Genomic DNA, 23,416 nt, shown 5'->3' on the forward strand with positions numbered 1-23,416 from the left:
TAACTTTGTTTATAACAAGCGCCCCGAATACTGCCTTTTTTATAACCTAATTAGTATTGTTGTCCTTTATGAAGTTGTATCATAATCTGTCTCAAATTGGCTTTTTAAAGAAAAGCTATGCTTTCAAATTTTTGTTTGTTGCTTTTATAGGTATTCATATCCCTCTAATAGGAATTTTATTTTTTGTGCTGTATTATAATCACAGTGTTTCGGCGACTTCAATTTTGATTTTTTCTTTGGTTATGACATTATTGGCGACATTAGTGACGCTTTTAGTTTTAAATCACTTAATAAAACCCATTTCAATAGCCTCAAAAGCCTTAGACGATTACAGACACAATAGGAAATTATCTATTTTGCCTACAGAATATAGTGATGAGGCAGGTTTACTCTTGTGTAATATTCAGGAATCGATCTATGAATCAGAAAGTTTTATCAATGAAAAACAGGATCTGATTTATATGCTTTCGCACGATTTGAAAAATTTCGCAGGAAATCCTCAGGGACTGGCGCGACTCATTATAAGTGAAAAACCATCAGAATCAGTTCGACAATTGGCAGAATTGATTTGTGAATCTACCAATCTACAGTTTCGATATATTGAAAACTTCATCAAATTATTACAAGAACAAGATCGGGTAGTGAAAGGAAATTTGGAGATCAGAATGATAACCTTCCCTAATATTTTACCTTTCATCAATGAACAGGTTGAACAGCGCCTTATTGATAAGAATATTAAATTAAGTCTGAATTTAGAGCTTGTTGAAGCAAAACTAAGAATTGACGAAGGTTTACTGGTTCAGGTTTTAGTGAATTTGATTAGCAATGCCGTTAAATTCTCTTATTTTGATAGTGAGGTTAAAGTGAGAATTTATACCGAAGATTCAAAATTCATCGTAACAGTTACGGACAATGGAATTGGTTTTGATAAAAATCAGATTGACGAGCTCTTTAAAAAATTCACAAAAATGAGTAGATTGGGTACCGCTAATGAATCTTCAACCGGAATTGGATTGTATCTCTGTAAAAAAATAATTGAGAAGAATAAAGGTAAATTAACAGCAACCAGTGAGGGCAGAAATAAAGGTGCTGAATTTAGAATTGAGTTTGAATTGTAGTTTGTTGTTTGTAGTTTTTGGTTTGTTGTTTGTTGTTTATTGTTGATATTCTCTTGAGTGTAACGCTCCTCCGGAGCTGTTTTCTTACAAGGAGAAATTGTCTGTAGTTATTTCGCTCCTTCGGTGCTCAATTTTAAAAGCTTTTTCACAAGATTTAAAGAAAATAAATCAGCGTCAATCAGCGTTTTCGCTTTAGCGAATCCGTCTAATCCGCGTTTCAATTTGCGATATTCTTATGCCTAATTTATAATTTATGGCTCTGAACGAATCTTATTTTCGAGTAAAAAAATCAATTCAGAACCATAAAGTTGTTTTTAGTCAAATAAATCAGAAGACAAATAACGATCACCTCGATCACAAATCACGGCAACAATAACTCCTGATTCCAGTTGTTCAGCAATTTTTAAGGCAACAGCTACAGATCCTCCGCTGCTCATTCCGGCAAAGACACCTTCTTCAAGAGCAAGCCTTTTAGTCATTTGTCTGGCTTCTTCTTCGCTTACATCGATAACAGTATCTACTTTCGAGGCATCAAAAATTTTTGGCAAATATTCCTGCGGCCATTTTCTAATTCCCGGAATTTGAGACCCATCACTAGGTTGGGCTCCAATGATTTGAATGTTAGTGTTTTTCTCTTTTAAATAGGTCGAAGTCCCAATGATGGTTCCCGTAGTTCCCATTGCTGAAACAAAATGGGTTACCGTTCCTTCCGTGTCGTTCCAGATTTCCGGACCTGTGGTTTTGTAATGTGCTTTCCAGTTGTCATCGTTTGCAAACTGATTTAGCATCAAATAACCGCCCTGAGCGACCTTTTTGTCGGCATAGTCCCTCGAGCCAATAATTCCTTCACTAGCGGGCGTTAAAATGACTGTGGCGCCATAAGCACGCATCGTTTGAGTTCGCTCTTTTGTAGAATCTTCAGGTAAAACCAATTCGATTTCAATTTGAAACAATTGTGCAATCATTGCCAGAGCAATTCCCGTATTTCCGCTGGTAGCTTCAATGAGTTTGTCGCCTTTTTTAATTTCACCTCTTTCAATAGCCGAAGCAATCATATTGTATGCCGCTCTGTCTTTTACACTTCCTCCTGGGTTATTACCTTCAAGTTTCAGTAAAAGCTTTACGTTTTTATTTTTAACCAAATTGACGGTTTCCATCAATGGAGTGTTTCCAATTAGGTTAAGCAATTTCTGTGGACCCATTTTATTTAGTTTCTTTTATTTTAACTTCAGTCGTAGTGGTGTTTAAAACGATTGAATCTTCAGGGATAGATTTGGTGATCCATGCATTTCCGCCTACAATGCTGTTTTTTCCAATAATGGTTTCGCCTCCCAAAATAGTAGCATTGGCATAAATGCAAACGTTTGCTTCTACAGTCGGGTGTCTTTTGGCGTTTTTCATTTCTTTACTAACGCTCAGAGCTCCTAAAGTAACACCCTGATAAATTTTTACATGTTTTTTAATTACAGTAGTTTCTCCAATTACAATTCCCGTAGCGTGATCGATAAAAAAAGGAGAAGCAATCTCAGCTCCGGCATGAATGTCGGTTCCTGTAATTCGATGTGCGTACTCACTCATCAATCTCGAGAAAAGTAATAGATCCAGACGATACAATTCGTGACTTAGTCGGTAAATGGCGATCGCGTAAAATCCGGGATATCCCAAATAAACTTCGTCAATGCTGTTCGATGCCGGGTCATTTTCAAGGATGTATTCGGCGTCCTGATTTAGTTTTTCCAGAACTCCGGGCAATTTTTCCAAAAAACGATCCCACATTGCATCACACGAATTTTCAGATTTTTTACAGGCCAAAACAGCAATTTCTTTGAAACGAATCTCTAGTTCTTGAATACTTTCGTCTAAAGCTGCATTGGAATCAAAAAGAGTGTAAAAAAGCTTCTCGGTAAAATCTTCTGTTTTGGTTTTGATGCCGTAATTTATGCTTGAATGACTTTTTAAAGCTTTTATATTTTGTATGATGGAATCTTTTGTCAAAATGGTAAAATTGAATGAATACTTAGAAACGCTAAAAGTAAGGTGTTTTTTGTAAATAAAGGCATGAATTCTACAAAGAAATTTTCTTTTGAAAGTGGTATTTGTGATAAATAAAAGAAATATAAACGGCTGTTTTTTTTATGTAATTCTTAAGCTGTTAAATGTGTAAATTAGCAGTTAAAAATTGTGAAAATGAAAAACAACTCCACTTTTAAAAGCGCTATTTCTGATGTTTCTTTTCCTGAAAGCGATAAAATTTATGGAAAATCGATACATGACCCTATTTTAGGATTGATTATTAAAGATCATCCCTCTTTTAGCGATGAGGATTGTATTGCCGTGAAAGAATTGAATGAATACCGTCAGAGGTATATTTCGAACTATTTATCAACTGAAATTGGAGTGCTTTCGGATCTTGAACAAAGTGTTTTATCTGCGTTAAAAGAAGATAAGTCGATTGTTAGTATTGCTGAAGATGAGCCGGAAACCAGAAATTTAGGTCAAAAAGTCGCAGATCAGGTGGCGGATTTTGGCGGAAGCTGGACGTTTATTATTTCTTTTTTGATTTTTATTGTAGTTTGGATTGGAGCGAATGTTTTTATTTTGGTCAACAAAGGTTTTGATCCGTATCCGTTTATTTTACTCAATTTGATTTTGTCCTGTATAGCTGCGTTACAGGCACCGGTAATCATGATGAGTCAGAATCGTCAGGAAGAGAAGGATCGAAATCGAGCCAAAAAAGATTATATGATCAATCTTAAATCGGAGTTGGAGATCAGAATGATTCATGATAAAATCGATCATTTGATCATGCATCAACAACAGGAGCTGATCGAAATTCAAAAAGTTCAAATCGAAATGATGAACGATATTTTGGATAAGATCAAAAAATGACTCTTACAAAAGTAATGAGGTTAAAAAGGATTTGAAAGGACTGAAAAAAGGTTTTATAGTTGAAAGTGTTTAGGGTAATTGAATTTTAATTTTTTGAAGCAAAGTGGGTAATGATTTTAGAAAAGGAGAGGCTTTCAGATTAGATTGTGTTTAGAATTGTATTAAAAATCTAATACTAAAAAAGTAAGAATGGAATAGAAAGGGAGGCTTTTGATTTCTAGTGCAAAAGAAGCAAGATTTAATATACGACAATAACACTGTTTTTTTTAAATTAGGAAATTTCTTTTTCTAAAATCAAACCAGAATTAGTAAGGACAGTTGGACAGGGGTAGTGTTGCTATTTTAAAGTTTCCTATTTTTGAACTTTCAATACTTATAAAAAATGAAAGCGTTTAAAATTTTAATAATGATTCTTGCCATTTCGGTTGCGTTATACGAGCAGGTTTCAGCGGAAAAAAACATCTATATTATGGTAATTGCCATTGCGGTTTTCATGTATGGAATGATGCAGTTGAGTGCAAAAACACCTAGTAAAAACCAAGATAAAGAAGAGCAGGATGTTGACTAAAGGAGATAAGGTTTCGGTCTTAGACGAAGCGATAAACGGAACAGTAGTTTCGGTGAAAAACAAGGAAGTTTTAATTGAAACCGAGGATGGTTTTATGATGACATTTTTTGTCAATGAACTACTTAAAGTGCAATATTCCAGTAATTTAATGAATTCTATCAAAAGAATTGATTTAGATGAGATTTCAAAAGAGAAAACAGAGCCAAAACCGCGAAGTTTTGTGAAAGAAAAGAAAGATAAACGTGAAATTTCGGCTCCTGAGTTTGATTTGCATATCGAAAAACTGGTTCCCAATAAACGCGGAATGTCTAATTATGATATTTTGACTTTACAGACCGAAACAGCCAAAAGGCATATTGAATTTGCGATCAGAAATCGTATTCCTAAAATTGTTTTTATTCATGGCGTTGGTGAAGGAATTCTAAAAGCGGAACTTGATTTTTTATTGGGTCGTTACGACGGAATAGATTTTCAGGATGCTAATTATCAAAAATATGGCTTAGGTGCAACCGAAGTTTATTTTAAACAAAATCAGAAATAAGATCTTATTTCTGTCGTAAAATATTGGGTTTAGGACATAAAAAAAACGTCCGTTTTTCTTTCTGAATTTCTAATGAAATCAGTTTAGAAAAACGTACGTTTTTTGTAGGAATGTAAACAGGTGTGAACTTGTTTTGAAATTACCTTTTATGGTGTAGCCGATACCTCAAGAATTCCGTAATTGTAAATAGTTGGTAATTTAAAACTACTGTTGGCTCTTGTGAGTTTTACTCCTTTAAGAACGATCTTGTGGAAATAAGTACTTCCAACAAGAGTTGTACTGACTTCGATAATTCCACTTACATTTTGTACGCCATTATCTGCAGTCCATATTTCGTTTACAGTTGGAGTAGTCGGTAAAGGCGTAGCGCAAAAATAATCCTGAGTTAGAGAAGTACCATTGTAAGTGCGCAATAGAACTTTATTGGTTGAAGAACCAATTAAGCCTGTTTTAGGCTGGTTGGAAGGCGTAACAACATTTTCAAGCAGTTTAGGATCGATGCTGTCAATTGTTAAAGCGCTTGAAGGTGTGAAATTAAATAATTGCTTTGAGGTTGGACATTGTCTGACAACTGTTTGGAAAACAGTATTCGGAGCATTGTATGTGGTTTTAAAAAGACCAAATGAGTATTCGGCCTCTACTTGTGGGCCTGCCGGTTTTAGAAAAGTAATATTCTGGAAAAAGATATTGTGATTGTAACCTGTAATGGTAGAGCTTCCATCAGTGTTATCGGTTACAGCTGCTGTAATAACATCTACAATTTTTCCGGCAGTGGCCTGCCATTCCTCAGTTACAGCCGGTGTTGTTGGAGGGATTGCGCCACAAATGTTGTCAACTCCTATAAGACCGTTATAGGCTCTGTATACTACTCGGATATCGGTATTGTTGATGTCAAAAGTTTTAGGTTTGCCAGGTTCCGTTGCATCATTAGTAAGGCTGTTAGGAGGTAATTGAATTAAAAGTGACTCTTGTTTTTTAAGTTTGTATATAATATTATTGGTTGTTGTGTTACAGGTTGCGGCTGTAATGGAAGGGTCACTAAAATCAATTGTATCTACTACTAAATCCCCATCGTCGCAGCCGTTTAATAAAAGCGCTAAGAAGAGAAGGCTTGCATATTTTTTCATCGTAATTTTATTTGAGGTCAAAAATAGTGAAAAATTTGGCAAATGATATTCTAGATTTGACAATTGATATTTCATAACTTTGTATTAATGAAAAAAGTATACCTCGATAACGCCTCTACAACCGCTATGCGCCCTGAAGTGATTCAGGAAATGTTGAAAGTAATGACTGAAGATTTTGGAAATCCCTCTTCTACACACAGTTTCGGAAGAAACGGAAAGACCATTTTAGAGCTTTCCAGAAAAAGTATTGCGAAATATTTAAATTGTACGGCACAGGAGATTATTTTCACCTCAGGAGGAACTGAGGCTGATAATTGGATTCTTCGTTCGGCGGTGGAAGATCTTAAAGCAGAACGCATTATTACAACCAGAATCGAGCATCATGCCGTATTGCATACCGCATTGGTTTTAGAATCTGAATATAACGTTCAGGTGGATTACGTAAATGTAAATCCTGATGGAGGTATAGATTTAACTCATTTATCCAATTTATTAGCCGAAGACAAAAAGACAATTGTCAGTTTGATGCATGTAAACAACGAAACCGGAGCCATTTTGGATCTGGAAAGAGTTGGTGTAATTTGTAAGCAGTATAATGCTTTGTTTCATTCGGATACTGTTCAGTCTGTTGGAAAAACGGAGATCGATCTGCAAAAAATCCCTGTTGATTTTATTGTAGCAAGTGCGCATAAATTTCACGGTCCAAAAGGAGTTGGGTTTGCATTTGTTCGAAAAAATTCAGGATTACAGCCTTTGATTTTTGGAGGAGAGCAGGAAAAAGGCTTGCGTGCCGGTACAGAAGCCGTGCATCAGATTGCCGGAATGGCAAAAGCATTGTCTCTTTCGTATGAGAATTTAGATGCTGAAAGAAATTATATTTTCGGCTTGAAAACCTATCTTATGGAGCAATTTGAAGCTCATTTTCCGGGTTTCAGAATCAATGGAAAGAAGGATGATTTTTACAATATCATCAATGTTATTCTGCCTTTCTCAGCAGATAAAACTTCGATGCTTTTGTTTAGTTTAGATATGAAAGGAATTGCTGTTTCCAGAGGCAGTGCCTGTCAGTCAGGGAGTGTGAAACCGTCACATGTTTTGAAAGAAATGCTTTCGGAGACTGATTTAAAATTACCAAATCTCCGAATTTCATTTAGTCATTTCAATACCAAGGAAGATATTGACTGGTTGATTGAGAGTTTAAAAGGTCTTTAGAGGGACTAAGGTTTTGAGGTATACAGGAGCAAAGGTCTGTAGGGACAAGTAAAATGTACATTGTGAGTGATGTAATCTGAAACCTGAAACTTGAAACCTGAAACTTGAAACTTGAAACCTGAAACTATTTAAAGTTGTTAAATGCAGATTTTAAGCAATCTAAAATCTGCAATCTAAAATCTACAATTACTTACGAATCACTTTTACCTGTGAATCATTAGTGAGTTTTATGATTGTTGAAGGTTTTCCGGCAATCCTGTCGTGATACAGATTTACTACATAGTCAACGCCTTTCACAATTTCCGGATTGATGTCTTTGAAGCCAATAGGAGTCGGCTGTCCCGAAATATTAGCTGAAGTCGAAACCAGTGGTTTTTTCATTCGTTCCAATAATTTAAAACAGAACGGTTCTTTTACCAGACGAACAGCAAGCGAATTGTCGGCAGCTATGATATTTGGAGCGACATTACGTGGTTCATCCAGAATTAAAGTGGTTGGTTTTTCAGATAAATCTAAAATTTGCCAGGCTACTTCAGGGATGTTTTTAAATACATTGTACATCATTTTTTCGCCATTCATCAATACAATCATACTTTGTGTTTCAGCACGTTGTTTGAGTTTGTATATTTTGGCAACAGCCTCAGGATTTGTTGCGTCACAGCCAATTCCCCACACGGTATCAGTAGGGTAGAGTATGATTCCTCCTTCTTTTATGACTTCGTACGCTTTGATTATTTCTTCGTTCATATTACAAGTCAATTATTTTGTATGATGGAATTCCTTTAATTTTAAACTTATGATGATACATATAAAGATTGATTAGTCTTTCTGAAATAAAACCAAAAATTCGGGCCTGATAAGCGTCTTCCGGGATTGTAACTCTGGATTCAAGTTCAAACAGAATTGAAAAAAGCCAGGTATAGTAAGTGTCAAATTTTTCTTTTGAGGTGACCATCATATTTCCCATGTGGAAAAGGGTTCCTTCGTCTAAAAATTGGGTAATACTGTCGTTATATTCCGGATATTTTTCTAAAATGATCTGTTTGGTTAAATCCCAATCTTCTTTTCGGTGATCCTCACAGTAGTTCTGGGTTAAGGAACCATTTTTGAATTTATAAGGTCGGCAAAGAATTACGTCATATTCTGAAAGAATAGAGAGTATTTTTTTTTCTAATTTTTCAGAAGATGTATTATACAGCTTTGTTCTCTTAAAATCTTCGGTTGTAATTTTTTTCTGTGCAGAGGGTTTTAGGTTGTACCAGTCGTTGTAAAAGTTAAGATATCTTCTGTAATGACAAATACCTACGTAATCCGCTTCTTTTTCATTTTTCCATACCCAGTAGGCAGCAGTGAGCTCGCAGTAATTACTGTTTTTACTTCCGATATTGTCCTGCGTGTTGTCTCTTAGGATAGTAGTTGTGATAGATTCATTTGTTCCAACTTGCATAGGAACCAGAAGATTGTTTGATAATACCGGATTTTCTTTATGGGTTACGATAAAAATCTTAATCATTGTTTAATTCTTTTTTAGATCTTGTTAGAGCCATAGCAATTACCTGATGCATGTCATAATATTTATATTCTGATAATCTTCCTCCAAATATCACATTTTCTTCTTTTAAAGATAGTTTATGGTATTCTTCAAATAGCGTTTGGTTTTTGTCATCGTTTATAGGATAGAACGCTTCATTAGAAGGATTCCATTCGCAAGGGTATTCCTTTGTAATAATGGTTTTCTTTTGCTTTCCAAATTCAAAATGTTTGTGCTCAATTATTCTGGTAAAGCCATAGCTTGCATCATTATAATTAATGCCTGCATTTCCTTGAAAATTCTCTGTGTCCAGCACTTCGTTCTCAAAACGCAATGATCTGTATTCCAAAAGCCCTAATTTATAATCGAAGTACTCGTCAATTTTCCCGGAATAAACCACTTTGTTGGCAATTGAGTTGAATTTTTTTCTGTCTGAAAAATAATCTGTGTTAGTTATTACTTCAATTCCTTCCAGTAATCCTTCAATTAATTTATTATAACCGCCAATAGGAATTCCCTGATAAGTATCGTTAAAATAATTGTTGTCAAAAGTGAATCGAACAGGGAGTCTTTTTATGATGAAAGCGGGTAATTCAGTTGCCTTTCTTCCCCATTGTTTTTCAGTATATTCTTTAATAAGATTATGGTATATGTCCTTTCCGACAAGGCTTAGCGCTTGTTCTTCAAGATTTTGAGGGTTTTTTGTGCCATAAGTGGTTATTTGTTCATCAATTTTGGCTTTGGCCTCCTGAGGAGTTTTGGTGCCCCAAAGTTGATAAAAAGTATTCATGTTAAAAGGTAAATTATACAATTTCCCTTTAGAAAAGGACATCGGAGAATAAATAAAGTTATTAAAATCAACAAATTGATTGACATAATCCCATATCGCTTTATCGTTGGTATGAAAGATATGCGGGCCATATTTGTGAACGTTAATTCCTTCAATATTTTCGCAATATATATTTCCTCCTATATGTTCTCTTTTGTCAATTACCAGGCATTTTTTGCCTGCTTTTGTTGCTTCATGTGCGAACACACTTCCAAAGAGTCCTGATCCGATTATTAAATAGTCATATTGCTTTTTCATGATGCAAAAGTAGAGATTAATTAGTAAATTGCAACAAATTACAAAAGTAAAAATGGCAGGAAAAATACAAGTAGGATATCTGGTTTCGTATGATTATGAGTTGTTAAAAACATCACTTCCAACAGTGTATAACGATGCAGATGCGGTTTTTGTCGCCATTGATAAAAATAGAAATACCTGGAATGGCGGAAGCTTTACGATCGATGATTCTTTTTTTGAATGGATTAAGGATTTTGACGTTGATAAGAAGGTAGTGATTTATGAAGATGATTTTTATGTTCCAACCTTAACTACAATGGAATGTGAAATCAGAGAGCGAAAAATGCTCGCTGAAAAAATGGGAATTGGGAACTGGATTGTTCAGGTAGATTGCGACGAGTATTTTGTTGACTTTAAAAAGTTTGTTTCAGATTTAAGACGATACGATTCTTATTTAATTAATCCCGAAAAACATCCTATACAGATATGTGCTTTCTGGGTTATGCTTTATAAATATACAGATCAGGGTATTTTATATGTAGATAAACCGCTGAAAGCAATTTTTGCGACAAATTATCCTAATTATAAAAGCGGACGCAGAATCAAAGAGCGTCAGATTTATACCAATAATATTGTCTTGCATGAATCCTTGTCAAGAACAGAAGCCGATTTGCGTTTTAAGCTTGACAATTGGGGGCATAATGTTGATGTAGATAAGGGATTTTTGGATAAATGGCTTGTTGTGAATGAAAACAATTATAAAGAGTACAAAGATTTTTACTATTTACAGCCTAAAAGATGGAAGAAATTAGGATTCTTCTCGACTAAAAGTATCCCTCAGATAAAAGAGATTATTGAGAAAGAAAAAAGACTGAATGTGCCTAAGTTCAATCTCTATTTTAAAAATTTCGGACAGTGGCTGAAATATTCATTGAAGAAAAAAAAGGCATAAGGTAATTTTTAGTTCGTTTTTGCTCTCATATTTGATTTTTCTTAATTATTAAGGTTATTTTTGCTTCCTTCCATTTACCTCTTAGAATTGCAGACTATTGAACTGCTTTTTGATGCTTTGGTTTGAATAAAATAAATCATTGAGCATTGGAAATGGGTAATAAATTAATATCAAAGTTATAGTTAATGATCTCAAAATTTAGATTTTCAACAGCAGTAAAAAGTTCCAGAGATATCCTGACTTTTATTAAAAATTTTAATACTTCAGGCGAGTTGTTTGGGAATGGAGACCGAAATGTTATTAAATTGTTTGATCTTGAGGAGAAAAAAATCAACATTAAATCGTTTAAAGTTCCAAATCTAATTAATAAAGTGGCTTACCGTTATTTTAGAAAATCAAAGGCAAGACGTTCGTACGAATATGCTACCATTTTATTAGAAAAAGGTATTGGAACTCCACAGCCCATAGCGTTTTTAGAGAACTTTAATTTTGTAGGACTGAGAGACAGTTATTATGCAAGTGAGCATTTGACAACTGATTTAACCTATAGAGAACTTGTAGAAATTCCGGATTACCCGGATCGTGACAATATCTTAAGACAATTTACAAGGTTTAGTTTTGGTCTTCATAAGAAAGGAATTGAATTTTTGGATCACTCACCTGGAAATACGCTTATTAAGAAGAAGCAAGATGGAAATTACGAATTCTTTTTGGTCGATTTAAACCGAATGGAGTTTCATGAATCAATGAGTTTTGAAATGCGTATGAAAAACTTATGTCGTCTGACTCCTTTAAAAGAGATGGTGGCGGTTATGAGTAATGAGTATGCAAAGTTTTATAAAGAAGAATCGGAGCAAAGAATATTTGAAACTTTGTGGAAATATACCGCTGATTTTCAGGAGAAGTTTTACAGGAAAAAGCGCTTAAAAAAGAAGTTTAAGTTTTGGAAGAAGTAATTCGGAAAAGCTCTTTATAGCGGATAAAGACACTGTATGCATTTAGATAACATATCGTGATTCCTTTGACTCCGTCTAAAAAGCCCAAACGAACTAAAAACTGATACAAAAAAGTATAAACAGGATGGAAAATCATCAATAGACGAGATGATTTCTGTCCTTTTTTTTGTTTTTCATTGGCCTTTAAAACCCCGTAACTGTACATTTTTGCTTTGTAGTCAGAAAAAGAAGTATACGAGAAATGAATGATCTTATTCTTTAAAGTTGAAATAGACCCGTTCACGATCAGTTTTTCATGTACCATTCTGTCCTGATTGTATCGACAGTTAGTCTTATTGAAAAGTCTGAAAATTTTATCCGTTTGCCAGCCGCTAAAATGAAGCTTACGGCTTTGGAACATAAAAGTTCTGTAAATGAAATAGGCACTTGCTGCATCTTTTTGACTGATGGTGGCTGCGATTTCCAGTTTTAGTTCCGGAGTTAATCTTTCATCGGCATCGATGAATAAGATCCAGGAGTTTTTTGCCTGATCAATCGCAAAATTACGTTGTGAAGTGTAATTAACGAACGGATTCTGGATTACTTTTACGTTTTTAAAAGATTCAATTATGTCCAGCGTCCGATCGGTACTGTACGAGTCTACCACAATAATTTCATCGGCAAAATCGATATCTTCCAGTAATGATTTTATATGCCCTTCTTCATTAAGCGTAATAATCAAAACGGATAGTTTTTCCCTGTCAGTAGTATTCATAAGTTCTTCACTCATTTTCAATTTTTATACTCCTGAAAATAAGTATCCAGTTTTTCAAGCATTAAACTTAAAGGGTACTCATCGTAGTACTGAAAAGTATGATCTTTTATGTATTGCTCGGTGTGTTGCTTGTATATTTCCGGTTTTAAATCTTTTAAGTGAATAGAGAAGTTCTTGGCTTCATTTTCAAATATTTGCCAGGTCTCTTTTCTAACAGATGGTGTGAATATGGAGAAGGTTGGAATTTCAAGTGCTTTGGCCATATTCACGGCTCCACCTTCATTTCCAATCAGCATTTCGCATTGTGAAAGCAAAGCCAGAAAAGGTCTTAGTTCGGTGCAGTACAAATCAAAGACGATGTGTTTTTTAGTTTCGGCACTACAATGGTTGTATACTTCAAGGGCCTGTTCTTTTTGATCTGGAATATAATTGAAAATAATAGTGGCATTGGTTTTGGCAACTGTAAAATCAATGATTTTAGCCATTCCTTCTAAAGGATACGTCTTGTAAACTTCGCTTCCCAAAATTCCAAACATGATTAATGGCTTTTCCGTATCAACCTGATAGCTTTTCAGAAGTTTTTTAGCATCATCAATTTCAGATTCTTTCAAAAATATTTTTGGTTTTACATCTGTAATCTTTTCAGGAATAAACGGTTTTAGAAGCATCAAACGATTTTCAATGGCCAATCCGTGTTCTGATTCTACGGCATCTAAACGTTCATAAGTGTAATTGTAGAATATTTTGGTGTACCATTTACGATATGAAACCTTATATTTTGCACCCGAAAACAACGTAATTAAATTAGTTTCCAGCTTAGAATAGACGTCAATAACAGCATCGTATTTATTACGTCGGATTTGAAAAATAAATTTAAACAGAGAAGGAGTTGATTTTCTAACCTTGTTGGATAAAGGAATAATGTTATCAATATTCTTGTTCTCTTTTAGTACATCGACAGAATTTGGGTAACACATATAATCGATAATCGAATCCGGGTATTTGGTTTTTAGATTATTACAGATTATGGTGCTCGTTAATACATCTCCAATTCTTTTTTGCTGAATGACTAATATTCTCATTTATATAAAATTCAATTTGTGGGCTAAATTAGTAATAATTTTATAAAGTGTGCAAGCGCACGATTAAGATAAGGTAACTAAAATAAAAAGCCGTATTTTTGTAAAAAAATAAATTCCCCCCAATAAAATGCAAATTAGTGGTCTTATTATTACTTTCAATGAAGAGAAAAACATTGGTAAATGTATAGATGCTTTACTAAGAGTTTGTGACGAAGTAATTGTAGTAGATTCGTTTAGCAAAGATTGTACTGTTGAAATTGCCAGAGAAAAAGGCGCAATAGTGATTGAACAGACCTTTTTGGGCGACGGCCCGCAACGTACACATGGTCTTCCTTATTGTAAAAATGACTGGATTTTAAATTTAGATGCTGATGAGATTCTGGCCGAAGATGCTGAAAAATTTATAACAGATAAAAAATATCTTGAAGGAAATTATGATGCTTTTAGCTTCAGAGTAAAAAATTTTCTAGGCGATAAACTTATCGATTTTTCGGGCTGGTATCCGGATCAAAAAGTCCGTTTTTTTAATAAACAAACAGCACATCCGTCTGATTCTAAGGTGCATCAGAAGATAATTACTCAAAATGAGAAAAAGGTCTCCGTACACCTCTTACACTATGGTTGGGATTCTTTAGATCAAATTATTGCAAAAAAGAATCAATATTCCGGTTGGCATGCGCAACAACTGTTTGATCAGGGGAAAAGAATAACCGCAATTAAGCCGGTTGTTAATGGGGCTGTTGCGTTTATCAGATGCTACTTTTTTAAGAAAGGTATTTTTAATGGTATAGACGGCTTGTCGATAGCGATGATTCAGAGTTTCTTTTCTTATATGAAATATGCTAAGCTTTTAAAACTTCAAAAGAAGCTAAAATAAAATCTGATAAAAACGGAGGTGCTAATCTCAATTACAGTATCGGTTTTTAAAATACTAACATAGTCTTTCACGCTGTGTTATTTCTTAGCTTTTCGATTGTTGCATGTGTCAGATATATTTTTCGCAATATAGTTAGTGGTAATTTTGCTTTAAAAATTAGCGAACGTAGTTTTTTTCTTATATTTGAAAACAAATAACATCAGGTTTTATTTAACAATAACAAGGTTTTTTGTTTCATTTCTTTTTTTTTGCTTAAAAGTGTTTTTTTTGTGAAAAATAATACTATTAATGATAGATTTGCTAAAAAAATAGAGAATGTCAAAGCTGCCAATTTTAATGTATCATAATGTTGTGGAAGACGAAGCAAAGTCTGTGGATTTAAGTGTTTCTGTAGCAAAATTAGAATCACAATTTAAATTTTTACACGATAACAATTACACGACATTTCATTTTAAAGATCTGGAAAATTTCAAAGAACTTCCTTCAAAAAGCATCATAATCACTTTTGATGATGTTACCGAGTGCCAGTTGTTGTATGCTGTGCCTTTGCTTGAAAAATACCAATTAAAAGCCTCTTTTTTTATACCATTTTCTTACGTTGGGAATTTTGATTACTGGATCGAAGGGAAAGAAAAGATCATGAGTGTCGAACAGCTAAAAGGGTTAAATCCTGATCTTATTGAGCTGGGGTATCACTCTTTTGAACATAAAAGATACAGTTCGTTGTCTAAAGAAGAATTAGAAGCTGATTTTGCGAAGTCTAATAAATTTATTTTAGATAATCAGTTAGATATAAAACCTGTTCTGGCGTATCCTTTTGGAAACTATGCCAAGAAACATTCTGAGTTTGCTGTTTTTGAAAATATGATGCGTGATAACGGTATACAATACGGTTTGAGAATAGGCAACAGAGTAAATAATTTTCCCTTTAAAAATAACTATTTGGTAAAGAGAATAGATATAAAAGGGGAAGATAGTTTGTTTAGATTTAAATTAAAATTGAAAATAGGTAAGCTTAAATTATTTTAAAAAATGCTATGGAAATTAGTGGATTAGTAATAACGTATAATGAAGAAAAAAACATTGGCAAATGTATAGATGCGCTGTTCAGAGTTTGTAACGAAGTAATTGTTGTAGATTCGTTAAGTACAGATAATACAGTGAAAATTGCCGAAGAAAAAGGGGCTAAGGTTGTTTTGCAGAGCTTTTTAGGCGACGGACCTCAGAGAATTCACGGTCTTCCTTATTGTAAAAATGACTGGATTTTAAATTTAGATGCTGATGAGATTCTGGCCGAAGATGCTGAAAAATTTATATTATCGGGCCAATACGAAAAACAGAATTTTGATGTGTATGCCTTTTCGCTGTACAATTATATGGGCTGTAAGCTGATTAATTTTGCAGGTTGGTACCCTGATAAAACTTCACGATTTTTTAACAAACAAACCGCTTCTCCTTCAAAAGATAGTGTACATCAAAAAGTTTGTGGTACTAATAAGACCCACTTAAAAGTTCATATTCATCATTACGCCTGGGACTGTTTCGGACAATTTATCAGTAAGAAAAATTTATATTCTACCTGGCATGCCCAGCAGCTTTACGATCAGAATAAAAGGGTAAACAGCTTTAAACCGATATTAAACGGGACAGTTTCTTTTATTAGATGTTATTTTTTTAAAAAAGGCTTTTTACATGGTTTAGACGGTTTCACCTTTTCAATGACTCAGGCTTTCTTTTCCTATATGAAATATGCCAAGCTTTTGAAACTTCAAAAACAGAATAAATAAAAAAAAATAGTTTTAAAAAAAATAAAGCGGAATGATCACTCATTCCGCTTTATTTTTTTATAGAGACTTAAAATTAAACAGCAACATCGTACTCACGAAGTGCATTGTTTAATGAAGTTTTCAAATCTGTTGATGGTTTACGAGTACCAATGATTAATGCACATGGTACCTGAAATTCACCTGCAGCGAATTTTTTAGTGTAACTTCCCGGAATCACAACAGAACGGGCAGGAACGAAACCTTTCATTTCAACAGGTTCGTCACCTGTTACATCGATAATTTTTGTGGAAGCAGTCAAACAAACATTAGCACCAAGAACCGCTTCTTTTCCTACGTGGACTCCTTCTACTACAATACAACGAGAACCAATAAAAGCACCATCTTCAATAATAACCGGAGCAGCTTGCAATGGCTCTAAAACACCACCAATACCAACACCTCCGCTTAAGTGAACATTTTTGCCAATTTGGGCACAGCTTCCAACAGTTGCCCATGTATCAACCATGGTACCTTCATCAACATAAGCACCAATGTTTACATAACTTGGCATCAAAATGACACCGCTTGAAATATAAGCTCCATAACGGGCTACAGCATTAGGTACTACACGAATTCCTTTTTCAGCATAACCTTTTTTCAGCAACATTTTGTCGTGGTATTCGAAAATACCGGATTCCCATGTTTCCATTTTTTGAATCGGGAAATACATTACAACAGCTTTCTTAACCCATTCGTTTACCTGCCACTTGTCACCAACAGGTTCAGCGCAACGTAATTTTCCTGCATCAATCAATTCAATAACCTCCCTGATAGCATCAGTAGTGGTTGTTTCTTGTAATAAAGCTCTGTTTTCCCAAGCTTGTTCTATTATAGTCTGTAAAGAATTCATAAGTTTTAATTTTTGGCAAAGATAAGGTATTTGCGGAAAAGCAGAAAAGTAAAGCTATTGTAAAATGTTACAAGTGTAACTTTTTGTTTGTATTTTGATAAATAAAACAAGGCTTATGGAAAACGCAAGAATGCGGTTAATCTATAAACGCTTTTTTTTGATGGTAAAACATGATAAAAATCAGATTTTGCGTTTTTACTTCTCATTAATTTCGCGGTATAATTCCCGAAAGATATAGAGAGGAATTGCGAAATACCATTCCAAAACAAAAATATTTAATCAGTAAAAAATGAATCAAGAAAATCAACTCCGAACGCCTGTTACAGTAATCGATAAAGAAGTCACGTGGGATAAAACACAAGTGATTATGAGTAAAACAAATGCTTTTGGTATTATTGAGTATGCCAACGAAGTATTTGTGGATGTATGCGGTTATGAAGATTATGAGTTAATGGGGCAGCCACACAACATCATACGTCATCCGGATATGCCGAGAGTTATTTTTAAAGTACTTTGGGAAAATCTTAAAAACGGAAGAAACTTTCATGCTATTGTTAAGAATTTAGCAAAGTCAGGGCGTTACTATTGGGTTATTACCGATTTTGAGATTGCAAAAGACGAGAACGGAGTTATTGTGAATTATTTTGGAAGACGACAAGCGGTTCCGCAGGAGGTAATAGCCTTGCATATTGAGCCATTGTATAAAAAACTGTTGCAAATTGAAGCAGCGAGCGGTATGGAGTTTAGTGAGAAGTACCTTATTGGATTTCTGGAGGAAAAGAAGAGGACTTATGTTGAATATATTAAGGAGTTAATTTACGAGCATGAGAAATCTCAGGCAAAGTTTGCTCAATATGAAGTGCAGGAAAATGATGAAGAGGAGGAAAGAGGTTTTTTTAGAAGACTGTTTAACAGATAGAAGTTATTTTTTTAGGTTTTGAATATTTGGAAAAAAATCCGTTTTTAACAAAAGCTCAGAACGGATTTTTTGAATTTAATATTGAAGAGGGAATGAATTACTCTTTTGAGGTACATTAAATTATAAAAACATCAATTCAAAAAGCTTTATCTTTGTATTGTAAATGAAAGTATTATGGAAGCAATTAGATTAGAGTTTCAACCGGAAATAAAAGAAAAAATATTAAAATTGTTAAGTTCATTCTCTTCAGAGGAACTTAAAATAATTCCGGAAGATTCAGGATTTGAAGAGGATAAGAGGAAATTGAGAGAGAGAGCTGAAAAAATTGCAAACGGAACAGCACAATATAGCACGTTTGAAGAATTAGATGTTTTACTTGAAGAGACTATTAAAAAATATGAAAGTTAATTTAACGATTGAGTTTAATTATGATTTGAATGATATCGTGCATTTTATTTCAAAAGATAAACCAATTGCAGCAAGAAATTTTAAAAATGAATTAGTAAAAAAGTTGAAGAAGGATTTGGTAAATCCTTTTCATTTTAAAAAATCTGTATATTTTGATGATGAAAATTTTAGAGATTATATTTTTAAAGGATACACTACAATCGTGAAAATTGACTCTAAGAATGAAATTGTTCATGTTATTGGTATTTTAAAGCATCGAGCACTATTTTAAATTAAGTTTGCAAAAAAAAAATAAAATGCCAAGAATTCTTTCTATAGACTACGGACAAAAACGTACCGGAATTGCGGTTACTGATGAAATGCAGATCATTGCTTCAGGTTTAACAACAATACCAACCAATACCCTTATTGATTTTCTGAAAGATTATTTTGCAAAAGAAAAGGTCGAAGCCGTTTTAATTGGCGAGCCCAAGCAAATGAATGGTCAGCCATCAGAGAGTGCTTCAGTTATTAAAGGATTTGTAACTCATTTTACCAATATTTTCCCTGATATGAAAGTAGTTCGTGTCGACGAACGTTTTACTTCGAAAATGGCCTTTCAAACGATGATCGATAGCGGACTCAGCAAGAAACAGCGTCAGAACAAAGGTTTGATCGATGAAATTTCGGCTACAATTATGCTTCAGGACTATCTTTCGTCAAAACGTTTTTAGCACCCAATCTTTTAGCTTTTTATTTTTTAGAAAAACATAACTTTTATCATGCAATTTTAGTTTTTTTTTGCAATTATAAAAAGTACCTTTGCACTTTAAAAATAATACTGTTATGTCTGACAAAACAATACGTTCTAATAGTGAAGTAGTGCTTATTGGAGCGGGAATTATGAGTGCCACTCTTGGAGTAATTTTGAAAGAATTACAACCTGATATAAAAATTGAAATTTACGAAAGATTAGATGTTGCCGCCGCAGAAAGTTCAGATGCATGGAATAATGCAGGAACAGGGCACTCTGCCTTTTGTGAATTAAATTACACTCCTGAAAAGGCTGACGGAAGTATTGATCCGAAAAAAGCGATAAGTATTGCTGAATCTTTTGAGATTTCACGCCAGTTTTGGTCCTATTTAGTAGAACAGAAAAAGGTACCATCTCCTGATAATTTTATTAAAAGTGTTCCTCACATGAGTTTTGTTTGGGGAGATAAAAATGTAGAGTATCTTAAAAAAAGATTTGAAGCATTACAAAACAACCCTATTTTTTCTCAAATGGAATTTAGTTCCGATTTTGAGCAGTTAAATAAATGGATGCCGCTTGTTATGGAAGGCCGAGATGCTAACGAGAAACTGGCAGCTACTCATATGGAAATAGGTACCGATGTGAATTTTGGGGCCTTAACCAGAAGCATGTTCAATTATTTAGCGACACTTGATGGTGTTTCTTTACACTTTAATCATGAAGTTAAAAAACTAAAACAACGTGAAGATAAATCATGGCGTATCAAAATCACCGATCTTGCTACCGGTGATGTGAGAAAAGCTTATACTAAGTTTGTATTTATTGGAGCGGGTGGAGGTTCATTGCCTTTATTAGAAAAAGCAAATGTACCGGAAGGAGATGGTTACGGAGGTTTTCCGGTAAGCGGTCAATGGTTAAAATGTACCAATCCGGAGGTAATTGCAAAACATCAGGCAAAAGTTTACGGAAAAGCAAGCGTTGGAGCACCTCCAATGTCTGTACCACATATTGATACCCGTGTAATTGATGGCGAAAAAGCATTGCTTTTCGGTCCGTTTGCCGGATTTTCAACACGCTTTTTGAAGAATGGTTCTTACTTAGATTTACCATTATCTATAAAACCGAACAACTTAATTCCAATGTTGTCAGCAGGATATCATAATATTCCTTTGACTAAATATTTGATTGAGCAGGTACGTCAGTCTCCTAAAGACAGAATGAAAGCATTACGCGAGTATTTGCCAACAGCACGTTCTAAAGACTGGAAACTGGAAAGAGCCGGACAACGTGTTCAGGTAATTAAAAAAGATGAAAACGGTGGTGGGGTTTTAGAGTTTGGTACCGAAGTAATTAGTACACACGACGGAAGCCTGGCGGTGTTATTGGGAGCTTCTCCTGGAGCGTCAACTGCAGTGGGCATTATGGTTGATTTGATCAGCAGATGTTTTGCCAATCAGGTGAAAACACCGGAATGGCAGTCAAAAATGAAAACGATGATCCCTTCTTACGGTCAGACTTTAAATGATAAACCGGAACTTTTAGCCGAGCTCAGAAAACATACTTCTGAAGTTTTAAAACTAAAAAATAGTTAAACTCAGATCCTAGAATAAATAACAAATCCAGATGAATTAATCTGGATTTGTTGCTTTAAATTCCTTTGTTATTTTTAGAATCTTCTCAGCCAGATTGCTCATCCAGATCAATTGCTCGATTACCATTTGAGCTTCCTGCATTTTGGCTTGTCGGGTTTCCTTGTCCAAATCATCATCTGCGGCCAAACGTTTAAAATTAACACGTTTGAGTTCTTCAAATTGTAAGGTCACGTCTTCCTTATCAAAATAAGTATCATTTATGATCTTTTCATTTCTTAAAACAGCAATGGCGTGATCCAGATTGGAAAGAATTGTTTTAATGATGTAATTAAAAGATTCCGAAGCAGAAGTAGTCTGATGCGACTGTATGTAAGTTGATAACGAGGCCAACGCTGATAATATAGAATGATTTAATACCACCAGTTTATTAACCAATGGAAGTGTTTTTTGCTTCGATTTAGGCTCCTGCATCATTCGCTGGAAGGAAGTCATGAGGTTACCAACCTCAACAAAAGCGTTTTTTCTGGATAATCGGTATGAAGTAGGAACTTCGCCTTTTTTATTGTAGAAATCGGCAATCTCCTTTAGGTAATTTCGATTGGCCCGAATCGAATTTTCAATATGTATTGGAGTATTGATAAATTCCCAGGCCGGCCATAAAAACTGATTGGCTAAAAATGCTAAAATGGCTCCCGCAAGCGAATCGAGAATTCTAAATTGAATTACCTCGACCACATTTGGAGCTAAAATTCCATAAATAAAAACCACGTACATCGTAACAAATGTTGCGCTTATTTTGTAATTAATTTGCGTAAACGAAATACCAAGAAGCATGCAAACAATAGAGAATATACTCAATACAACGTGATTTTGGACCAAAGAAACGATTCCGAATGCTAACAATCCTCCTAAAATAGTACCGAAAATTCGATTATAGGAGCGCTCTTTCGTTAAGCCGTAACCCGGGCGCATGATCACCACAATGGTCAGTAAAATCCAATACACGTTTTGAAACGGAAGAAATTTTCCAATCACAAAACCAATTAAAATAGTCGTAGTCAATCGTATGGAATGCCTGAAAATAGAAGAAGAGTAGGATAAATTCTCAATCAAAGTGCGTAATGGATAATATTGAGGCGTTAGGAACTTCTCCAGTTCTTTATCCTTATCCTTTAATTTATAAGATTGCATCGCAAGTGAAAAAGCACGCTGGATGGTTTTGATTTTTCCCACCTGATTTTTAGCGTACTTCAGCATATTGGTCAACATCAGTACGCCTTCGGCAGCTTCTTCTTTGCCTAAAGTTTTTTCATAGTCAAAAATGGCAAACTCCAATGCATCCAGCTCATTCTTTAAATCATTCTTATCTACATATACACTGATATTGTGTACGTTTTTAGATAACTTTTTTAAGGTAGAAGCTAATTTATAAGCTACATTCTGATAGGTTCGCAGCACATCCGGATGCGCGGAAAATTTTTCGTGAATCTTGTTATGGTCGAATGAGGTGTATAAAGCCAGTTCCTGAATTTCGACCAAAGTAATAAAAACCAGTAACATTTTTCGATTTTGACTGGTAGCTCCCGAAGTATTTTGATTGCCAATAAGCATTTTTCTCAAATCCTCATGAATCAGGTTGAGTTCTACCTGAACGCTTAATTGTTTTTCGATGATGGCTGTTCGGTTGGCTTCGGGACTCCACAAATCCCCTCTGAGTTTTAAATATTTGGCTGTTAGTTTTATGCCTTCAGCAATTTGAAGTTCAACATATTTGTACGGCTGTACAAAGTGGAAAACAAGTGATACAATCAGATATAAAATTCCACCGATAAAAATAAAACCCGAATACTCAAAAGCCTCCCAGCCTTCATGCAAATGACCAAACGATAAGGAAATCGACAACAAAGCAGAAAACGAAACCAGAGTAGCACGCTGACCATATACTGAAATCATTGAACATAAAAACAGTAAAAAGCCTAAAAAAGGATAAAACAAAAAGGGGTACGGATAAGCAAGATTTACCAGCAAGTTTACTCCAGAAACGATAAAGGAAGCCACTATAAGTCCTTTTATCTTATGGCTTAAAGAACTCGGAATATCACTGGGATACGTATAAAAAGCCCCCAAAGCGATAGTAAAACCGATTTCGAAGTGTCCGAGAAAGTTCAAAATTAAGACAGGAACAACCGAAGCAATAGTTACTTTTGAGGCATTTAAAAAAGAAGTACTGTTGGTAAATTTCGAGATACGATCAAACATATATGGAGGTTTACAAACAAAGGTAAGAATTGTACGAATTAATTTGGCATAATTATGGATGAGTTTTTGGCGAGATTGCAAAAAATGACACATAATAGCCCTTTCGAATTATTCATTGACTATTTTTTACTATTTTTGCCAGCTGAATTAAGAGAA

Annotated in this window: 25 protein-coding genes; 15 read left to right on the plus strand and 10 right to left on the minus strand. The window is 34.5% G+C overall.

Annotated elements, in window-relative coordinates:
- The first annotated feature begins 68 nt into the window (after positions 1 to 68).
- Positions 69 to 1,118: a sensor histidine kinase KdpD gene (locus JO950_RS03980; RefSeq protein ID WP_202701353.1), complete on the plus strand. Its 1,050-nt coding sequence runs from the start codon at positions 69 to 71 to the stop codon at positions 1,116 to 1,118.
- A gap of 314 nt (positions 1,119 to 1,432) precedes the next feature.
- On the opposite strand, the gene cysM is transcribed toward JO950_RS03980, so the two are convergent.
- Complete coding sequence (gene cysM, locus JO950_RS03985) at positions 1,433 to 2,320, minus strand: cysteine synthase CysM (RefSeq protein WP_202701355.1); 888 nt, start codon at positions 2,318 to 2,320, stop codon at positions 1,433 to 1,435.
- Position 2,321: 1 nt separating this feature from the next.
- Positions 2,322 to 3,113: a serine O-acetyltransferase gene (locus JO950_RS03990; RefSeq protein WP_202701357.1), complete on the minus strand. Its 792-nt coding sequence runs from the start codon at positions 3,111 to 3,113 to the stop codon at positions 2,322 to 2,324.
- A 192-nt stretch (positions 3,114 to 3,305) separates the two neighbouring features.
- On the opposite strand from JO950_RS03990, the gene JO950_RS03995 reads away from it, so the two are divergent.
- The 3 genes from JO950_RS03995 to JO950_RS04005 all read left to right on the plus strand — a co-directional run bounded on the left by JO950_RS03995 (position 3,306) and on the right by JO950_RS04005 (position 5,116).
- Positions 3,306 to 4,007, plus strand: a complete 702-nt coding sequence (locus tag JO950_RS03995) for a DUF1003 domain-containing protein (RefSeq protein WP_202701359.1) — start codon at positions 3,306 to 3,308, stop codon at positions 4,005 to 4,007.
- Positions 4,008 to 4,389: 382 nt separating this feature from the next.
- Positions 4,390 to 4,575: a hypothetical protein gene (locus JO950_RS04000; protein WP_017498305.1), complete on the plus strand. Its 186-nt coding sequence runs from the start codon at positions 4,390 to 4,392 to the stop codon at positions 4,573 to 4,575.
- Positions 4,565 to 5,116 (plus strand): Smr/MutS family protein, encoded by a 552-nt coding sequence (locus JO950_RS04005; RefSeq protein WP_202701361.1) that lies wholly within the window; start codon positions 4,565 to 4,567, stop codon positions 5,114 to 5,116. The genes JO950_RS04000 and JO950_RS04005 overlap by 11 nt, the downstream gene beginning before the upstream one ends.
- 146 nt (positions 5,117 to 5,262) lie before the next feature.
- Here the strand turns inward: JO950_RS04005 and JO950_RS04010 are convergent, their stop codons facing one another.
- The gene (locus JO950_RS04010) at positions 5,263 to 6,243 is read right to left on the minus strand and encodes a hypothetical protein (protein ID WP_202701363.1); all 981 of its coding nucleotides are present in this window, start codon (positions 6,241 to 6,243) and stop codon (positions 5,263 to 5,265) included.
- A gap of 87 nt (positions 6,244 to 6,330) precedes the next feature.
- Between JO950_RS04010 and JO950_RS04015 the strand changes: the two genes are divergently transcribed.
- Positions 6,331 to 7,455, plus strand: coding sequence for a cysteine desulfurase family protein (locus JO950_RS04015; RefSeq protein WP_202701365.1), 1,125 nt, complete (start codon positions 6,331 to 6,333; stop codon positions 7,453 to 7,455).
- Between the two features lie 186 nt (positions 7,456 to 7,641).
- Here the strand turns inward: JO950_RS04015 and JO950_RS04020 are convergent, their stop codons facing one another.
- Genes JO950_RS04020 through glf form a run of 3 tightly spaced genes read right to left on the minus strand, consistent with a single transcriptional unit; the run spans position 7,642 to position 10,073 of the window.
- A complete protein-coding gene (locus JO950_RS04020) occupies positions 7,642 to 8,202 on the minus strand; it encodes an L-threonylcarbamoyladenylate synthase (RefSeq protein ID WP_017498309.1) in 561 nt (186 codons plus the stop codon).
- A gap of 1 nt (position 8,203) precedes the next feature.
- Entirely contained in the window at positions 8,204 to 8,968 is a 765-nt protein-coding gene (locus JO950_RS04025) for a DUF4422 domain-containing protein (protein ID WP_202701367.1), read from the minus strand.
- Positions 8,961 to 10,073 (minus strand): UDP-galactopyranose mutase, encoded by a 1,113-nt coding sequence (gene glf / locus JO950_RS04030; RefSeq protein WP_202701369.1) that lies wholly within the window; start codon positions 10,071 to 10,073, stop codon positions 8,961 to 8,963. The genes JO950_RS04025 and glf overlap by 8 nt, the downstream gene beginning before the upstream one ends.
- A gap of 52 nt (positions 10,074 to 10,125) precedes the next feature.
- Between glf and JO950_RS04035 the strand changes: the two genes are divergently transcribed.
- Positions 10,126 to 11,004 carry a hypothetical protein gene (locus JO950_RS04035; protein ID WP_202701371.1) on the plus strand — a complete coding sequence of 293 codons (879 nt, stop codon included), beginning with the start codon at positions 10,126 to 10,128 and terminating at the stop codon, positions 11,002 to 11,004.
- A gap of 185 nt (positions 11,005 to 11,189) precedes the next feature.
- Positions 11,190 to 11,960, plus strand: a complete 771-nt coding sequence (locus JO950_RS04040; protein WP_202701373.1) for a Kdo domain containing protein — start codon at positions 11,190 to 11,192, stop codon at positions 11,958 to 11,960.
- Here the strand turns inward: JO950_RS04040 and JO950_RS04045 are convergent.
- The gene (locus tag JO950_RS04045; protein ID WP_237732271.1) at positions 11,941 to 12,729 is read right to left on the minus strand and encodes a glycosyltransferase family 2 protein; all 789 of its coding nucleotides are present in this window, start codon (positions 12,727 to 12,729) and stop codon (positions 11,941 to 11,943) included. The genes JO950_RS04040 and JO950_RS04045 overlap by 20 nt on opposite strands.
- Before the next feature lie 2 nt (positions 12,730 to 12,731).
- The gene (locus JO950_RS04050; protein ID WP_202701375.1) at positions 12,732 to 13,796 is read right to left on the minus strand and encodes a glycosyltransferase family 9 protein; all 1,065 of its coding nucleotides are present in this window, start codon (positions 13,794 to 13,796) and stop codon (positions 12,732 to 12,734) included.
- Positions 13,797 to 13,923: 127 nt separating this feature from the next.
- Here JO950_RS04050 and JO950_RS04055 point away from each other — a divergent pair, with 127 nt between their 5' ends.
- The 3 genes from JO950_RS04055 (at position 13,924) to JO950_RS04065 (ending at position 16,460) form a co-directional block, all read left to right on the plus strand.
- On the plus strand, positions 13,924 to 14,673 hold the full coding sequence (locus JO950_RS04055) for a glycosyltransferase family 2 protein (protein ID WP_202701377.1): 750 nt from the start codon (positions 13,924 to 13,926) through the stop codon (positions 14,671 to 14,673).
- 315 nt (positions 14,674 to 14,988) lie between these two features.
- A complete protein-coding gene (locus JO950_RS04060) occupies positions 14,989 to 15,702 on the plus strand; it encodes a polysaccharide deacetylase family protein (protein WP_202701379.1) in 714 nt (237 codons plus the stop codon).
- An 8-nt stretch (positions 15,703 to 15,710) separates the two neighbouring features.
- On the plus strand, positions 15,711 to 16,460 hold the full coding sequence (locus JO950_RS04065; RefSeq protein ID WP_202701381.1) for a glycosyltransferase family 2 protein: 750 nt from the start codon (positions 15,711 to 15,713) through the stop codon (positions 16,458 to 16,460).
- Positions 16,461 to 16,533: 73 nt separating this feature from the next.
- On the opposite strand, the gene JO950_RS04070 is transcribed toward JO950_RS04065, so the two are convergent.
- Positions 16,534 to 17,349, minus strand: coding sequence for a 2,3,4,5-tetrahydropyridine-2,6-dicarboxylate N-succinyltransferase (locus JO950_RS04070; RefSeq protein ID WP_089078334.1), 816 nt, complete (start codon positions 17,347 to 17,349; stop codon positions 16,534 to 16,536).
- Between the two features lie 289 nt (positions 17,350 to 17,638).
- Between JO950_RS04070 and JO950_RS04075 the strand changes: the two genes are divergently transcribed.
- The 5 genes from JO950_RS04075 to JO950_RS04095 all read left to right on the plus strand — a co-directional run bounded on the left by JO950_RS04075 (position 17,639) and on the right by JO950_RS04095 (position 21,001).
- Complete coding sequence (locus JO950_RS04075) at positions 17,639 to 18,268, plus strand: PAS domain-containing protein (protein ID WP_202701383.1); 630 nt, start codon at positions 17,639 to 17,641, stop codon at positions 18,266 to 18,268.
- A 174-nt stretch (positions 18,269 to 18,442) separates the two neighbouring features.
- Positions 18,443 to 18,676 carry a hypothetical protein gene (locus JO950_RS04080; protein WP_202701385.1) on the plus strand — a complete coding sequence of 78 codons (234 nt, stop codon included), beginning with the start codon at positions 18,443 to 18,445 and terminating at the stop codon, positions 18,674 to 18,676.
- On the plus strand, positions 18,666 to 18,947 hold the full coding sequence (locus tag JO950_RS04085) for a type II toxin-antitoxin system RelE/ParE family toxin (protein ID WP_202701387.1): 282 nt from the start codon (positions 18,666 to 18,668) through the stop codon (positions 18,945 to 18,947). Before JO950_RS04080 ends, JO950_RS04085 begins: the two co-directional genes overlap by 11 nt.
- Positions 18,948 to 18,972: 25 nt before the next feature.
- Positions 18,973 to 19,389, plus strand: a complete 417-nt coding sequence (gene ruvX / locus JO950_RS04090; protein ID WP_070906723.1) for a Holliday junction resolvase RuvX — start codon at positions 18,973 to 18,975, stop codon at positions 19,387 to 19,389.
- Between the two features lie 112 nt (positions 19,390 to 19,501).
- Positions 19,502 to 21,001 (plus strand): malate:quinone oxidoreductase, encoded by a 1,500-nt coding sequence (locus tag JO950_RS04095; protein WP_202701389.1) that lies wholly within the window; start codon positions 19,502 to 19,504, stop codon positions 20,999 to 21,001.
- Between the two features lie 36 nt (positions 21,002 to 21,037).
- Here the strand turns inward: JO950_RS04095 and JO950_RS04100 are convergent, their stop codons facing one another.
- Positions 21,038 to 23,260, minus strand: coding sequence for an FUSC family membrane protein (locus JO950_RS04100; RefSeq protein WP_202701391.1), 2,223 nt, complete (start codon positions 23,258 to 23,260; stop codon positions 21,038 to 21,040).
- Positions 23,261 to 23,416: the final 156 nt, after the last annotated feature.

The organism is Flavobacterium sp. UGB4466, from assembly GCF_903469665.1.
Lineage (GTDB): Bacteria > Bacteroidota > Bacteroidia > Flavobacteriales > Flavobacteriaceae > Flavobacterium > Flavobacterium lipolyticum.

Coding starts and splice junctions, on each gene's coding strand:
- JO950_RS03980 (WP_202701353.1), top strand. CDS start 69: ATGAAGTTGTATCATAATCTGTCTCAAATTGGCTTTTTAAAGAAAAGC.
- cysM (WP_202701355.1), bottom strand. CDS start 2,320: ATGGGTCCACAGAAATTGCTTAACCTAATTGGAAACACTCCATTGATG.
- JO950_RS03995 (WP_202701359.1), top strand. CDS start 3,306: ATGAAAAACAACTCCACTTTTAAAAGCGCTATTTCTGATGTTTCTTTT.
- JO950_RS04000 (WP_017498305.1), top strand. CDS start 4,390: ATGAAAGCGTTTAAAATTTTAATAATGATTCTTGCCATTTCGGTTGCG.
- JO950_RS04005 (WP_202701361.1), top strand. CDS start 4,565: ATGTTGACTAAAGGAGATAAGGTTTCGGTCTTAGACGAAGCGATAAAC.
- JO950_RS04010 (WP_202701363.1), bottom strand. CDS start 6,243: ATGAAAAAATATGCAAGCCTTCTCTTCTTAGCGCTTTTATTAAACGGC.
- JO950_RS04015 (WP_202701365.1), top strand. CDS start 6,331: ATGAAAAAAGTATACCTCGATAACGCCTCTACAACCGCTATGCGCCCT.
- JO950_RS04020 (WP_017498309.1), bottom strand. CDS start 8,202: ATGAACGAAGAAATAATCAAAGCGTACGAAGTCATAAAAGAAGGAGGA.
- JO950_RS04025 (WP_202701367.1), bottom strand. CDS start 8,968: ATGATTAAGATTTTTATCGTAACCCATAAAGAAAATCCGGTATTATCA.
- glf (WP_202701369.1), bottom strand. CDS start 10,073: ATGAAAAAGCAATATGACTATTTAATAATCGGATCAGGACTCTTTGGA.
- JO950_RS04035 (WP_202701371.1), top strand. CDS start 10,126: ATGGCAGGAAAAATACAAGTAGGATATCTGGTTTCGTATGATTATGAG.
- JO950_RS04040 (WP_202701373.1), top strand. CDS start 11,190: ATGATCTCAAAATTTAGATTTTCAACAGCAGTAAAAAGTTCCAGAGAT.
- JO950_RS04045 (WP_237732271.1), bottom strand. CDS start 12,729: ATGAGTGAAGAACTTATGAATACTACTGACAGGGAAAAACTATCCGTT.
- JO950_RS04050 (WP_202701375.1), bottom strand. CDS start 13,796: ATGAGAATATTAGTCATTCAGCAAAAAAGAATTGGAGATGTATTAACG.
- JO950_RS04055 (WP_202701377.1), top strand. CDS start 13,924: ATGCAAATTAGTGGTCTTATTATTACTTTCAATGAAGAGAAAAACATT.
- JO950_RS04060 (WP_202701379.1), top strand. CDS start 14,989: ATGTCAAAGCTGCCAATTTTAATGTATCATAATGTTGTGGAAGACGAA.
- JO950_RS04065 (WP_202701381.1), top strand. CDS start 15,711: ATGGAAATTAGTGGATTAGTAATAACGTATAATGAAGAAAAAAACATT.
- JO950_RS04070 (WP_089078334.1), bottom strand. CDS start 17,349: ATGAATTCTTTACAGACTATAATAGAACAAGCTTGGGAAAACAGAGCT.
- JO950_RS04075 (WP_202701383.1), top strand. CDS start 17,639: ATGAATCAAGAAAATCAACTCCGAACGCCTGTTACAGTAATCGATAAA.
- JO950_RS04080 (WP_202701385.1), top strand. CDS start 18,443: ATGGAAGCAATTAGATTAGAGTTTCAACCGGAAATAAAAGAAAAAATA.
- JO950_RS04085 (WP_202701387.1), top strand. CDS start 18,666: ATGAAAGTTAATTTAACGATTGAGTTTAATTATGATTTGAATGATATC.
- ruvX (WP_070906723.1), top strand. CDS start 18,973: ATGCCAAGAATTCTTTCTATAGACTACGGACAAAAACGTACCGGAATT.
- JO950_RS04095 (WP_202701389.1), top strand. CDS start 19,502: ATGTCTGACAAAACAATACGTTCTAATAGTGAAGTAGTGCTTATTGGA.
- JO950_RS04100 (WP_202701391.1), bottom strand. CDS start 23,260: ATGTTTGATCGTATCTCGAAATTTACCAACAGTACTTCTTTTTTAAAT.